The organism is Algibacter luteus (assembly GCF_030344935.1).
In the GTDB taxonomy this organism is placed as follows: Bacteria; Bacteroidota; Bacteroidia; order Flavobacteriales; family Flavobacteriaceae; genus Arenitalea; species Arenitalea lutea.
The window spans coordinates 2029337-2042544 of the sequence record NZ_CP128313.1; the positions used below are offsets into that span (position 1 = coordinate 2029337).

At 32.7% G+C, this 13208-nt stretch carries 12 protein-coding genes and 1 tRNA gene; 6 read left to right on the top strand and 7 right to left on the bottom strand.

Features of this window, described 5'->3' with window-relative positions; translation table 11 throughout:
* Positions 1 to 28 precede the first annotated feature (28 nt).
* The 3 genes from O5O44_RS08505 to O5O44_RS08515 all read left to right on the top strand — a co-directional run bounded on the left by O5O44_RS08505 (position 29) and on the right by O5O44_RS08515 (position 2489).
* A complete protein-coding gene (locus O5O44_RS08505) occupies positions 29 to 1636 on the top strand; it encodes a glycoside hydrolase family 16 protein (protein ID WP_289193940.1) in 1608 nt (535 codons plus the stop codon).
* A gap of 38 nt (positions 1637 to 1674) precedes the next feature.
* Positions 1675 to 2064 carry a bacillithiol system redox-active protein YtxJ gene (gene ytxJ, locus O5O44_RS08510; RefSeq protein WP_289193941.1) on the top strand — a complete coding sequence of 130 codons (390 nt, stop codon included), beginning with the start codon at positions 1675 to 1677 and terminating at the stop codon, positions 2062 to 2064.
* Between the two features lie 71 nt (positions 2065 to 2135).
* On the top strand, positions 2136 to 2489 hold the full coding sequence (locus O5O44_RS08515; RefSeq protein ID WP_019386460.1) for a gamma-glutamylcyclotransferase family protein: 354 nt from the start codon (positions 2136 to 2138) through the stop codon (positions 2487 to 2489).
* Positions 2490 to 2534: 45 nt separating this feature from the next.
* Here the strand turns inward: O5O44_RS08515 and O5O44_RS08520 are convergent, their stop codons facing one another.
* Both O5O44_RS08520 and fahA read right to left on the bottom strand, forming a co-directional pair.
* On the bottom strand, positions 2535 to 3716 hold the full coding sequence (locus O5O44_RS08520) for a hypothetical protein (protein ID WP_289193942.1): 1182 nt from the start codon (positions 3714 to 3716) through the stop codon (positions 2535 to 2537).
* Between the two features lie 125 nt (positions 3717 to 3841).
* On the bottom strand, positions 3842 to 5125 hold the full coding sequence (gene fahA / locus O5O44_RS08525; protein ID WP_019386458.1) for a fumarylacetoacetase: 1284 nt from the start codon (positions 5123 to 5125) through the stop codon (positions 3842 to 3844).
* A gap of 203 nt (positions 5126 to 5328) precedes the next feature.
* On the opposite strand from fahA, the gene glyA reads away from it, so the two are divergent.
* A complete protein-coding gene (gene glyA, locus O5O44_RS08530; RefSeq protein WP_019386457.1) occupies positions 5329 to 6600 on the top strand; it encodes a serine hydroxymethyltransferase in 1272 nt (423 codons plus the stop codon).
* Positions 6601 to 6675: 75 nt separating this feature from the next.
* On the opposite strand, the gene O5O44_RS08535 is transcribed toward glyA, so the two are convergent.
* From O5O44_RS08535 to O5O44_RS08555, 5 genes are all read right to left on the bottom strand, one after another.
* Positions 6676 to 7446 (bottom strand): SOS response-associated peptidase, encoded by a 771-nt coding sequence (locus tag O5O44_RS08535; protein WP_289193945.1) that lies wholly within the window; start codon positions 7444 to 7446, stop codon positions 6676 to 6678.
* A 37-nt stretch (positions 7447 to 7483) separates the two neighbouring features.
* Positions 7484 to 7936: a nuclear transport factor 2 family protein gene (locus tag O5O44_RS08540; RefSeq protein ID WP_289193946.1), complete on the bottom strand. Its 453-nt coding sequence runs from the start codon at positions 7934 to 7936 to the stop codon at positions 7484 to 7486.
* Between the two features lie 72 nt (positions 7937 to 8008).
* A complete protein-coding gene (locus tag O5O44_RS08545) occupies positions 8009 to 9574 on the bottom strand; it encodes a hypothetical protein (RefSeq protein WP_289193947.1) in 1566 nt (521 codons plus the stop codon).
* 66 nt (positions 9575 to 9640) lie between these two features.
* Positions 9641 to 10030 carry an acyl-CoA thioesterase gene (locus tag O5O44_RS08550; protein WP_289193948.1) on the bottom strand — a complete coding sequence of 130 codons (390 nt, stop codon included), beginning with the start codon at positions 10028 to 10030 and terminating at the stop codon, positions 9641 to 9643.
* A 40-nt stretch (positions 10031 to 10070) separates the two neighbouring features.
* A complete protein-coding gene (locus O5O44_RS08555; protein ID WP_289193949.1) occupies positions 10071 to 10955 on the bottom strand; it encodes an aldose 1-epimerase in 885 nt (294 codons plus the stop codon).
* Positions 10956 to 11228: 273 nt separating this feature from the next.
* Between O5O44_RS08555 and O5O44_RS08560 the strand changes: the two genes are divergently transcribed.
* Both O5O44_RS08560 and O5O44_RS08565 read left to right on the top strand, forming a co-directional pair.
* Positions 11229 to 12878, top strand: coding sequence for a solute:sodium symporter family transporter (locus O5O44_RS08560; protein WP_289193951.1), 1650 nt, complete (start codon positions 11229 to 11231; stop codon positions 12876 to 12878).
* 79 nt (positions 12879 to 12957) lie between these two features.
* Positions 12958 to 13031, top strand: a tRNA-Arg gene (locus tag O5O44_RS08565).
* The last annotated feature ends 177 nt before the right edge of the window (positions 13032 to 13208 follow it).

Here is a 13208-nt window from a genome sequence, read left to right on the forward strand (position 1 = left end):
TTACATTTGGAATTCTAAAAACTTATATATGCGCTCATTTTTTACTTTGTTAGTTTTACTATCGTTATCAATGCTTTTAGAGGCTCAATCTGTTCAAGACGACTTTGAAGGCAGTGGAACCATTACTTCATGGTACGGAGATAATTGTAACATGAATATTAATTACACGAATCCTTATTCTGAGGGCATTAATACATCCAGTACCGTGTTGGAGTATCATGATGTAGGCGGGCCATATGCTAATGTGCAATTTGATATTAATAGTAATTATGATTTATCTACAAAGAATTCATTTAGTCTAAAAATTTATGTACCATCAAGTGGTTTAACAGGGAATCAAACCAATCAAATTTCACTTAAACTACAGGATAAAAATCTAGCACAACCTTGGTCTACACAAAGTGAAATTATAAAACCAATTCAATTAGATCAATGGCAAGAAGTTGTTTTCGATTTTGAGAATGATACTTACATTAATTTAGATGGTAATTCTCCAGCTCCTGTTGAAAGAACAGATTTTAACAGAGTAGTGATTCAAGTTAACGGAGAGAATAATACTGATTATGTTTTAGCCTATATTGATGATCTTCTTTATTTTAACACAGAATCTAGCACTCCCATATATGATAATTTGGTTTGGTCAGATGAATTTGATGGTACAGGGGCCATAAATGGAGCAAATTGGTATCATCAAACACAGCTTATTGCAGGCAATAGTTGGGCTAATGGAGAAGTACAACATTATACAAACCGAGAAGCAAATTCATACGTGAGTAATGGTACATTAAAAATAAAAGCGATAAAGGAAACTTATACAGATCAAGGGCATCAAAAAGAATACACCTCGGCAAGATTAAATTCAAAATTTGCTTTTAAATATGGTAGAGTAGAGGTTCGTGCAAAATTACCATCAGTTGCTGGCACATGGCCTGCAATTTGGTTACTAGGAAAAAACATTAATGAAGATGGTACTTATTGGGATAATGAAGGTTTTGATACAGATAGCTGGCCATTTTGCGGTGAAATTGATATTATGGAGCCTAATGTTGCTAAAACACAAACATTAGCTACATGGCATTGGGATAATGGCTCGGGATATCAATACAATTCAAACAGCGTACCATTGGCGAATACAGATGCCTCACAAAATTTTCATGATTATGTATTAGAATGGAGTCCCGATACTATGAAAATTTATATCGACAATACATTAGTAAATCAAATGCCAACAGTAAATCCATTTAACGAAGAATTTTTCGTGTTGCTTAATGTTGCTATGGGTGGCAGTTTAGGCGGACCGATTGCTGGTAGTTTTACCAGTGATATTATGGAAATTGATTATGTAAGAGTTTATCAAGAAAGTAGTTTATCTACTTCAAAAGCAAAAAATAACACCTTTAAGTTTTATCCAAACCCAGTTGAAAATAAATTCAATATAGAGTTTGCTCAAATTAATAACAATAAGGTTTTGGTTGAAATTATTGATTTTAATGGACGAATCATTAATCAATCAGAATATATAAATAATGGTTCGAAGCTTACCTATGATACTCGTGCTTTAAATACTGGTTTCTATTTTATGAATATTATATATGATGACGGCTCCAAAAGCGTAATGAAATTTATAAAGCAATAATATTTGTAAGTTTTTATTAAAAGTGCGACATTTAGTCTATGGGATTAATTAATAAATTATTTGGAGGTTCGACTGAGCCAAAAGTAGAAAAAGTATTGCCTTGGTTACCCTTAACTGAAGTGGCGCAACTAGACTCGATAAACGAAAAATCTAACACAAAAACGCAGGTTATATTTAAACATTCTACACGATGCGGTATAAGTAGAATGGTCATGAATCAATTCGTTGAAGCATATCTTTTAACCGAAAACGACCTCGATTTATATTATTTGGATTTATTGAATTACCGAGAAGTTTCGAATGAAACAGGGTATAAATTCCAAGTTTTACACGAATCGCCTCAGCTTATAGTCATAAGAAATGGAGTAGTGGTGGCGCATGCATCGCACGGCGCGATTAATGATATAGATTTAACTAGATTTATTTAGAAGCATTTTAAGTCTTGAGTTGTCAATATCTTTTTGTTTACGGAACACTTCAGAAGGAGGCAAATAACGAAATGTCTATATATTTAAATAAGAACTCGGATATTGTTGGTAGAGCCAGTTTTCAGGGGAAATTGTATAATGTTACATGGTTTCCAGGGGCTGTCTTAAGCAACAATAAAACAGATTTCGTTTATGGAACAATCTTTAAAATGAATCATTCCGAATCCGTTTTAGATGTTTTAGATGGTTATGAAGATTTCGATGCTAACAACCCTGAATTTAGTTTGTTTAAAAGAGAAATAATAACCGCAACTTTACAAGATGGCTCAAAATTAAAAGCTTGGATCTATTTATATAACCAGCCTATAAATAAGTTAAAAGAAATTAGTTCTGGTGATTATTTAAAAGAAATTAAGAAAAAATAGAATCAGAAAAAAACCTCTTAAAATAATTTTAAGAGGTTTTTTATTTTATTGTCTAATCGTATAAGAATTTATAATGTCTTTTAATTGAAGTTTTAAATCTTCACCAGTGTCATAAATCATTTGTTCTTCAGTTGGAAACGGAACAGCACGTTGTTCTAAAAACGGGATTAAATTAGTATCTAAAGCTCTTCGATCTCCACGCGATGTTGCATAGATATGCTGAAAAACAAACTCGCTAGAAATAGGGAATGCATCCATGAGTTGATTTGATTGTATATTTACATATTCTACATTTCCTGTAACTTGAGTTGCTTTGAATTGCGTAAACTCATAATATTCACAACGAACGGTTTTTAAATTATCAACTTGAATAGCATTTCCAAGACTATCTTTAACAATTTGCCCTCGGTCGTCTAGTAAATTCTTCTTACCATCGGCTATTTGTTTTTCTTTTATAACCTGACGTTCTTTAACTTGCTCTGGAGATACGTTAATCTCTCTTAAATTAACACGCATGTTATAATCGTAATTAATTTTGTCTTCTGGTGCACTATGGTATTCTGCCCAAAAATTGTTTAGTCCGTAGCTACTAAAATTTAATAAATCTTTTTCTAATCGTATTGGAATAATTTTTCGCGTATCATTAATCATATCAACCAGAACAAAGTCTGTTCCTTTTTGATGTGCAGATTGCATCAACTGACGAACATCTTGATAATTAGGATTTATATCTTCAATATCTTTAAGGGTATTATAGGCAGCTCTTATATCTAATTTATTATCAGATTTTAGAAGTGCTACCGCATTATCATAAAGTTGCGCGGAGGCATCATTTTTATAATTTATAATCTGATTAGTATAATTAGACAAATCAAATTTAATTTCCCTTCCGTCCGCATAAAGAGGCAGTAAAGGTTTTATACGTTCTTGACGGTTATCCAACCCGACATAGGCATCATAAATACGAATATAATTTTCTGGGTTGTTATCGTTTTTTAGAAAATTGATGTTTTCTAAATCGCGAGCAGTAGCTTTATTGAAAGCTTCTTGTAGCATGATAATAAAATCCGCTTTACTTTTTTTGTCCTTATTGGTTCGTAATTTACCAATAGCATAAGTTATGGCCTGATCGTAATTACCAACACTTACCGCTTTTTCAATTTGTTTACTTGTACTGCAAGAAAGTATAACCAGTATGATAATTGCTGAAAGTAATATTCTTTTCATGATGTTAGAGTTTTTGGGTTATTGGATTGTTATTCCAATTAGGGTGCCAAAGTACTAAAACATCAGATAAAATACTAATATATCCGATTAAATGTATTTAAATCTTATTTATTGTAGGATATAACTTATTTTTTAACGTAAACTGGTAGTAATGTTGTAGAAACTTCACCAAAACCGATTCGTGTACCATCATTTTCACAATGTCCGCGCAAAATCACGGTATCATTATCATTGATAAACTTTCGCTCGGTACCATCTTTCATTTTAATTGGGTTTTCACCTTTCCAAGTTAATTCAAGCATAGAACCAAAAGAATCTGGGGTTGGCCCCGAAATAGTACCACTTCCCATCATGTCTCCAGAATTTACAGGGCAGCCATTAACAGTATGATGTGCTAATTGTTGCACCATATTCCAGTACATGTATTTAAAATTGGAATTACTAACGACTGTTTCTTTTGCACCTTGAGGTTTTATCGCTACTTCCAATTTGATATCGTAACTCTTTTTTCCTTTGTATTGAAGATAATCAAGTTGTTTTTTTATGGGTTTCGGTCCTTCGACTCTATAAGGCTCAAGAGCATCTAAAGTTACAATCCAAGGTGAAATTGACGAGGCAAAATTTTTCGCTAAGAACGGGCCTAATGGCACATATTCCCATTTTTGGATATCTCTCGCGCTCCAATCGTTAAGTAAAACAAGTCCAAAAATATATTCTTCTGCCTCTTTAATTGGAATAGGTTCTCCTAAATCGTTAGCATCGGTTGTAATAAAAGCCATTTCAAGCTCAAAATCTACTAATTTACTTGGTCCAAAAACAGGCTCAGAAGCCCCATTAGGGAGGGTTTGACCTTGAGGTCTATGCACTGGAATCCCTGACGGAATAATAGAAGAACTTCTTCCATGATAGCCAACTGGAATATGCAACCAATTTGGTAGTAAAGCATTTTCCGGATCTCTAAACATAGTACCAACATTAGTTGCATGTTCTTTACTCGAGTAAAAATCAGTATAATCGCCAATTTGCACAGGAAGTTGCATTTCAATTTCATCTAAACGAAACAGTATAGTTTCCTTATGTTTTGTGTTATTTTTTAAAATATCGTTACTGGCATCAAAAATTTGAGCAATTCTATTTCTTACCGCACGCCATGTTTTTCTACCGTCAGCAATAAAATCATTTAATGTGTCTTGAAGAAAAATATCATCCGTTAAAGGAATACCATCAAAATACCCAAGCTGGTGCAAAGCACCAAGGTCTATTGCCGTATCTCCAATACGTGTTCCAATGGTAATAATATCATCTCGTGTCAAAAACACACCAAAAGGAATGTTTTGAATGGGAAAGTCTGAATTTTTATCAACGTGTAACCACGATATTCTATCAGGATTGTTGGCGGATAATGGCATAACTTGTTTTTAGTTTTAAAATTATTGTATTCTTATCAAACCTACACATTTTTTTTATTTTAATGTAAAAAAACATAAAAAATATAGATTAATTTAAATGGTTAATAAACCGTTGAAAACTTAGAAGTAAATCTGCATTTTTTGATATTAATAACTAATCTATTTCCTATTTTTGCACATTATTAAACTAGAACTCTATTTTTATGCAACGCGACGAACAAATTTTTGAACTAATCCAAGCAGAAAAAGAACGCCAGCTTCATGGTATTGAACTTATTGCTTCAGAGAATTTTGTAAGCCAACAAGTTATGGAAGCTGCTGGCTCTGTGTTAACCAATAAATATGCCGAGGGTTACCCTGGAAAACGCTATTATGGTGGTTGCGAAGTTGTAGATGAAGTAGAGCAAATTGCTATTGATAGAGCAAAAGCTTTATTTGGTGCTGAATATGTAAATGTTCAACCGCATTCAGGTAGTCAAGCAAATACAGCAGTATATCATGCGTGTTTAAATCCTGGAGACAAAATTTTAGGATTCGATTTATCTCACGGTGGACATTTAACACATGGGTCGCCTGTAAATTTTTCTGGTAAATTATACAATCCAGTATTTTATGGCGTAGAGCAGGAGACAGGTGTATTAAATTATGATAAAATTCAAGAAATTGCTACCAAAGAGCAACCAAAATTAATAATTGCAGGTGCTTCAGCATATTCTAGAGATATCGATTTTAAAAGATTTAGAGTTATAGCTGATAGTGTTGGTGCTATTTTAATGGCAGATATATCGCATCCGGCAGGATTAATTGCAAAAGGTATTTTAAATGATCCTTTACCTCACTGTCATGTCGTAACTACTACAACGCATAAAACGTTAAGAGGCCCAAGAGGAGGGATGATTATGATGGGTAAAGATTTTGATAACCCATTTGGTATCAAACTTAAGAATGGCAACTTACGTAAAATGTCGTCTTTATTAGATTCAGCAGTATTCCCTGGAAATCAAGGAGGACCATTAGAGCATATTATTGCAGCAAAAGCCATTGCATTTGGTGAAGCTTTAACCGATGATTTTTTACACTACCAATTACAAGTTAAGCAAAACGCTACAACTATGGCAGATGCGTTAGTTGCAAAAGATTATAAAATCATTTCTAATGGTACAGACAACCACTGCATGCTCATAGACTTGCGAAATAAAAATGTATCCGGTAAGGAAGCTGAACAAGCCCTAGTGAAAGCAGATATTACTGTAAATAAAAACATGGTACCTTTTGATGATAAATCGCCGTTTGTAACCTCAGGAATACGTTTAGGTACTGCCGCTATTACAACACGTGGTTTAAAAGAAGATGATATGGTTACAATTGTTGATTTAATTGATGAAGTGATCACCAATTTTGAAGATGAAGCCGTTTTAGAAGCTGTAAAAACAAAAGTAAATGCTATGATGAAAGATAAACCTTTATTTGTTTAAGCCTTGAATCACTTTAGTGTTAATTATAAAAAATCCCGCTTTAAAGTGGGATTTTTTTATTTTATGATTTATTAATTAAAGTTGAAACTCTAATTCTCGGTATTTAACTTCTTCAGTTATTTCTTCAACATTACCTAAATACTCTTTTCCCCGAAGTTTACCCACAGTATGCGCTTTTAAATCTATTTCGGAATGTTGTTTTACAAGGTTTTGTATTTTTTGTTGGTCTGTGTCATTTTCAATGGATGCTAACCATTGATCTTCTTCGTTTTCTGATAACATCAAAGGCATTCTTGGTCCTTGAATTTTAGGATTGTTATGAATTTTAGCCATCATAGGATTGCCTTTAGTGGTCACTATAGAGAAGGTATGCATTCTGCCGCCATTATCAGGATTTATCCATTCGCTCCATAACCCTGCAAGTGCAATAGGTTCATTATCTTTTTGTTGAATAAAAAACGGATAGGTTTTTTTATTTAAGTGATGATGTTCGTAAAACCCGTCTATGTAAACAATACAACGTTTGTTTCTAGCCGAATCTCTAAACGCGGGTTTATCAAAAATGGTTTCTCCACGCGCGTTAAGTGTATTATTCCAGAATTTTTTGAGTTGATTTTCGTCTTCCACCCAAAATGGAACGAGCCCCCAAGTAGCAACAGTAGGGAATTCTGGCGATTCGTTGGTGTAAATAAGTAATTCGGGATGACTAAAACCTGAAGCATGATGAATAGGTAAATCGGTTAACGGAATTAATTTTTCCATAATTTCTTCAACCGCAGCCAAATCACCTCGACGCTTTGCACGTTTTAGTTGCGCTTCATAACTCGCTTTAATGTCGTAGCACATTGTATTTGTTTATAGTTTGAATGATTTATCGCTTTATCTAATCTTCAGATTTTTGCAATGGACCTTCCCATAAAACTTGTTCTATCATCCAAATATCATCTCGCTTTGAAAGTAGAATATAATCAATGCCCCACCACGCCGTTACTTTTGCTGATGCAATTACATTTCCAATATCTAAAACTTCAATTTTCTTTGGTGCATCAGGATCAGGAAATTTTTTTTTCTCTAAAACATTTCTCGCGAATTCTAAGGCCTTTTCAAACGACATATGGTCAACCTGTTTATATTGGTTGGATGTTTTGTCTTTCCAAAAACCAAATTTATTTAATGCAGGCTGAAGACTTTCTATTAGTTTATTCTCATCGCCTTGATAAAAACCTTCAATGTAGTTAAGGCAGGCATTTTCAACCCCTTCTTTATCAGTATTATTTTGGGAGATTGCAGTTGAAAACGTTAAAAGGAAAGTTACTAAAACTGTTAGACATTTCATAGTTTTTAAATTTTTGATTGATTTGAAAACTAAAAATAACTGTAATTGTTTGATAATAATGTTAATAGAGCGTTAATCTTCCTCTGGAAAAGTAATGTGCTGATATGCACCTAAATCTGGTGATGTCGTCCTATCAACATTTAAAATATCGAAAGGTACTTGTGTTGAAAATGTCGCTAATCCTTGACCATTTGCCGCAGAATCATCGCCAATTATCATTTCATTTGAATCTGCATCTTTAAAATTCGGGTCTGCATTGAAAATGTTACCCTCATATTTAGAAGTATCATTAAAATCATAATTAGCCCCAGTGAAATTATTATTGTTATCGTTAAAACGAATTAAACAATTGGTAAATTTAAAGTTATAAACGACTGATTCATCTTCAATTTCATCCAAAAGAATTTCAGGATTATCATTGCCGTAAATTATACAGTTATTAAAATTAGCTTCTGTTAAATTAGCAATCGTAGCATTATTGTCTTCATCTAAAACAAAATTATTGAGTAACAATGCAGGAAATTGTCTAAATCCGTCGTCCCAATAATTCGCAATGGTAGAATGGGTAACGTTATATTTTCCTCCTAAGGTTCCAGCAAAAGAAGACAAGCCTGAGTTATTAATAACCAAATTTTCAGCATTTATGGAAGTGTTTCTACCCAAAATACCAAAACTACTAGAATTGTAAATTTGTGTGTTTGTAACAGTAAGTTTATCGTTTGCCTCATCAGGGTTTCCATCAGAAAGGATTCCAATTGTAGCATTTTTAATGGTGGCGTAATTTATAGTGTTATTGATGCTACCGTCTAAAAGCCATATGGTTCCCCATTGCCCTTGAATTTCGGCAAAATTTGGTTCTAACCGGTCGCCCTCAAAAATGACTTCGTTTTCTAATAAATCGCGGTCGTTACTATACGCTCCATTAACATTGATACTCGCGCCATTGGATACAATAATACCTGAATTTTCATGAAAATGTAAACGAGCTCCGGATTCGATGGTTAACGTTTCGTTTGTGGGCACTGTGGCGAAACCATAAATAACATAGGGTTTCTCATTAGTAAAGTTGAGTTCTGTAGGTAATAATTCTCGACCTTGTAATTCAGTTTCAACCATTTCTCCGCCTAAGTCTAGCGTTAAGGTTTCGATAACTTTGGTTGTATTATCTCTATCTGGGTAAATAAAAACAGCATCTTTAACAAGTGTAACTAATTCAACTTTTTGAAGGTTTGAGCCTGAGTCAAATTCAATTTGATCAGTATATAAATAATTTCCATCGGGATTAGGGAAATTATTAATGTCAATAGTCGTTTCGACAAAAATAAATAAACTGTCTTTTGCTAAAATTTCAACATTTGTAAAATTTTTACCAGCAATACCATCAACGCTTAATCTGTAATTTGAGATATCGCCTGAAGCCAATGCTACCGAAGGAATGGAAATATCATTATCACTTCTATTGTACACTTTTAAGTTATAAGTGCTAGAACCTATGTTTGTAAAAACTGTATCTAAATATACCGTGTCTTTAGAAAATTTAAGACTACCAGTACTTGCAGAGAATTCAAAATCTTTACGACAAGAGCTCCAAAAAATTAAAAATCCCAGTGTAAATGTGAAGTATAAATAGCGTTTCATTAAAATCATAAGTTTGAGGGTTAAAAATATAACTTTTGAATTTATGATTTAGTATGTATGTATGATTTAATCGAATAAATCAACAATTTCTACTGGAATTCTTGTTGGACGACCGGTTTTCGCATTTATCAAACACCATTTTGTTTCCGATTTAGCAAGGAGTTTGTTGGTATTGGCATTATAAATTTCAACTATACGTGTATATTTCACACCTTCGGCCTGAGCGATATAGGTTTTTAAATTGATGGTATCATTTAAAAAAGCAGCGCTTTTGTACTCGATAAAATGCGATAGTAAAAACCAACTATATTTTGTTTGCAAATCAATCGAAGCTTTAGATTGCCAATGGGCTTTGGCTACATCTTGTACCCATTGCACATAATGTACGTTGTTAACATGATTTAAATCATCTATGTAATCTTTGTTTACAACTAAAGTGCTTTCGTATATGGTCATTCCAAGATTATTTACAATTGTATTAATTTGTGTTTTGTTATTAATCAATCATCACTTTCCATGTGACATCATAAGTCTCATTTGGTTTTAATGTTTGCATACCAATTTTATTATTAAAGCTATCTGAAACACCAGTTGTTGGTTCAATAGCAATATTGTTTACTTTTGGAGGGGTATAAACTTGTAAAAAATTATTATCAGAAGAAGACGTTATAGTTAATTGATACTTAGGTGTATTAAACTTGACTTCGTTAGTATTTAAAATCCAGCAGTCATCAAGTCTTTGATTTTTGATTTGAAAAATTCCATCAGATTCGTAATCTTCAAATCCGTTGGTTATATTTCGATTATCAAACACCAATTTTTTAGTAGCGTCGAACTTAATATCACTTTCAAATAAATTGTCACTTAAAAAATAAGGATGCCACCCGAGTGTAAAAGGGAATGTTTTACTTGATGTATTTATTACAGAAACTAGTAAAGTCACAGTGTTTTGAGTAAATACATATTTTAATTTTATGTTGAAGGTAAATGGAAATCCTTTTGAAAGTTCTGTTTCATCATACTCTAAAACTATAGTAGCAGAATCATCACTTGTATTGGTTTCTTTTACTAGAAATGATTTATTAAAAACCAATCCGTGTAATGCATTGTTTTCTTCTTTTTGATTAATTTCAAATTGATGTTGTTTACCTTTATATTTATAAGTGCCATCTTTGATTCTATTTGCAAAAGGAAATAAAATAGAAGAAGCGTAAGTTACATCATAAGTTAAAGGTGCTAAATTTTCAATAATTACCTTTCCGTTTAGAATTAGTTCTTGCAACGAACCTCCATCATTAATGCTAAGTTTCGCATAAAGTTTGCTCTTGGCATCTTCAACTTCTAAAATATTTAAGTCTTGATTGTGGTTTATTTTATACACAGTTCATGATTAATTTTAAATTATTGATATACAATATTTTATGTTAAATTAACTCAAGTGTTTGTTGTTAAATTTATTGCGATAAAATCTAAACACGAATTAATAACAACCTTGTAATTTTTATTGAACAAATTGGCGTTTTAATTAATTATTAAAAGCTCGAAATTATAGGATAAAAGTAAAACTTTTGAAACTATGAATGACTATTTATAAACCAATTTTTTACAAGAATTAAATCTTTATATTTACTAACTAACTAAACTAATTACAAATATGATAGGAATCATTTCTTTCTTTGGCTTCACGTTAATGGTTGCCATCATATCTTACTATGCAACTAGAACAACGGATGAGAATTCGTCTGATGGCTATTTTCTTGGTGGTAGAAGTCTAACCGCTGGCGTAATTGCAGGATCTTTACTTCTTACCAATTTATCAACAGAACAAATAGTAGGATTAAATGGTAGTGCTTATACCGATGGGCTATCAGTTATGGCATGGGAAACACTAGCTGCTATCGCTATGGTAATAACAGCTATTTGGTTATTGCCAAGATATTTGAAAGGCGGATTAACCACGGTACCACAGTTTTTATCTAAACGTTTTGATGTCACTACAAAAACAATAACATCTGGATTATTTTTAACAGGTTATGTTGTTGTTCTACTTCCAGTTATTTTATATTCTGGCTCTGTAGCCATTAGTGGCATGTTTAATATTCCTGAAATGCTTAATATTTCGAACTCCAAAGCTTTGTGGTTATGTATTTGGGGTATAGGCATCATAGGCTCTATTTATGCTGTTTTTGGAGGTTTAAAAGCTGTTGCAGTTTCAGATAGTATTAATGCTATTGGTCTTATTATTGGAGGACTTTTAATTCCTGTTTTCGGACTTATGGCGATTGGTGACGGCAGTTTAGGGGCAGGTTTAGACACACTTATGAGTGCAAACCCTGATAAGTTTCAATCTATGGGTAAGCCTGGTCAAGAAGTTCCATTTAGCACCATTTTTACAGGTATGATGTTGGTTCAACTATTTTACTGGGGAACAAATCAACAAATTATTCAAAGGGCTTTAGGTGCAAAAAATTTAGCTGAAGGACAAAAAGGTTTATTATTAGCTTCGTTTTTAAAAATATTAGGGCCACTAATTTTAGTGTTACCTGGAATTATAGCATATCATTATTTCGAAGGAGGTTTATCGTCAAGTGATTTAGCGTATCCTGAGTTAGTTCGTGCAGTATTACCTAAATATTTAGTTGGCTTTTTTGCTGCTGTTTTATTCGGTGCCATTTTAAGCTCGTTTAATAGCGTGTTAAATAGCTCTGTAACTTTGTTTGGGATAGACATATACAAACAGCATATCAATAAGGATGCAGATGAAAAAACCGTGGTTAAGTATGGTAAAATTTTCGGTATTATATTAGCGATTTCTGCAATGTTTATAGCGCCATTAATTGCAAATGCCGGAAGTTTATTCAATTATTTACAAGAAATCAATGGCATCTATAGTATTCCAATTTTTACTATAATAGTAGTTGGGTATACAACTAAAAGAGTGCCTGCTATAGCCGCTAAAATTGGAGTTGTTTCTGGATCATTACTATATATTTTAAGTCAGTTTATTTTAAAACCTCAGTTTGTAAAAAATGCACTTGAAGAAGCAAAACTATCTGGTGTAACCGATGAGGCAGCTTTAAAATTAATTGAGTCTGATGCTTACCCGCATTTTTTGCATGTTATGGCTATTTTATTTATTCTAAATATTATTATCATGCTAATTATAGGTAAAATAAAACCAAGAGAAACAGCATACGAATTAGAATACACAAAACAAGTTGATATTGAACCTTGGAAACATACTAAAATTGCTGGTGCCATTATAGTTTTAACTGTAGCTTCAATTTATATTTATTTTGCTTAAAATTATAAACATTTCTTTTGGTTAGAAATATAGTTAATTTTATATTTGCACACCGGAAATCAAAAATGGTTTTCGTCGAGGGCTCTTAGCTCAGCTGGATAGAGCACCTCCCTTCTAAGGAGGCGGTCGAAGGTTCGAATCCTTCAGGGCTCACAAAAAGCTTCACTGTAAAAAGTGAGGCTTTTTTGTTTTCTATTACTAAACAATCTAATGAAAATATTTTATAGCTCAGCTGGATAGAGCATCCCGACTTGAAGTCGGGACGGTCGAATAGCCTGTTCCGATTTTATTTCGGCATTCGAATCCTTCAGGGCTCACAAAAAGCTTCAC

Coding starts and splice junctions, on each gene's coding strand:
- O5O44_RS08505 (WP_289193940.1), top strand. CDS start 29: ATGCGCTCATTTTTTACTTTGTTAGTTTTACTATCGTTATCAATGCTT.
- ytxJ (WP_289193941.1), top strand. CDS start 1,675: ATGGGATTAATTAATAAATTATTTGGAGGTTCGACTGAGCCAAAAGTA.
- O5O44_RS08515 (WP_019386460.1), top strand. CDS start 2,136: ATGTCTATATATTTAAATAAGAACTCGGATATTGTTGGTAGAGCCAGT.
- O5O44_RS08520 (WP_289193942.1), bottom strand. CDS start 3,716: ATGAAAAGAATATTACTTTCAGCAATTATCATACTGGTTATACTTTCT.
- fahA (WP_019386458.1), bottom strand. CDS start 5,125: ATGCCATTATCCGCCAACAATCCTGATAGAATATCGTGGTTACACGTT.
- glyA (WP_019386457.1), top strand. CDS start 5,329: ATGCAACGCGACGAACAAATTTTTGAACTAATCCAAGCAGAAAAAGAA.
- O5O44_RS08535 (WP_289193945.1), bottom strand. CDS start 7,446: ATGTGCTACGACATTAAAGCGAGTTATGAAGCGCAACTAAAACGTGCA.
- O5O44_RS08540 (WP_289193946.1), bottom strand. CDS start 7,936: ATGAAATGTCTAACAGTTTTAGTAACTTTCCTTTTAACGTTTTCAACT.
- O5O44_RS08545 (WP_289193947.1), bottom strand. CDS start 9,574: ATGAAACGCTATTTATACTTCACATTTACACTGGGATTTTTAATTTTT.
- O5O44_RS08550 (WP_289193948.1), bottom strand. CDS start 10,030: ATGACCATATACGAAAGCACTTTAGTTGTAAACAAAGATTACATAGAT.
- O5O44_RS08560 (WP_289193951.1), top strand. CDS start 11,229: ATGATAGGAATCATTTCTTTCTTTGGCTTCACGTTAATGGTTGCCATC.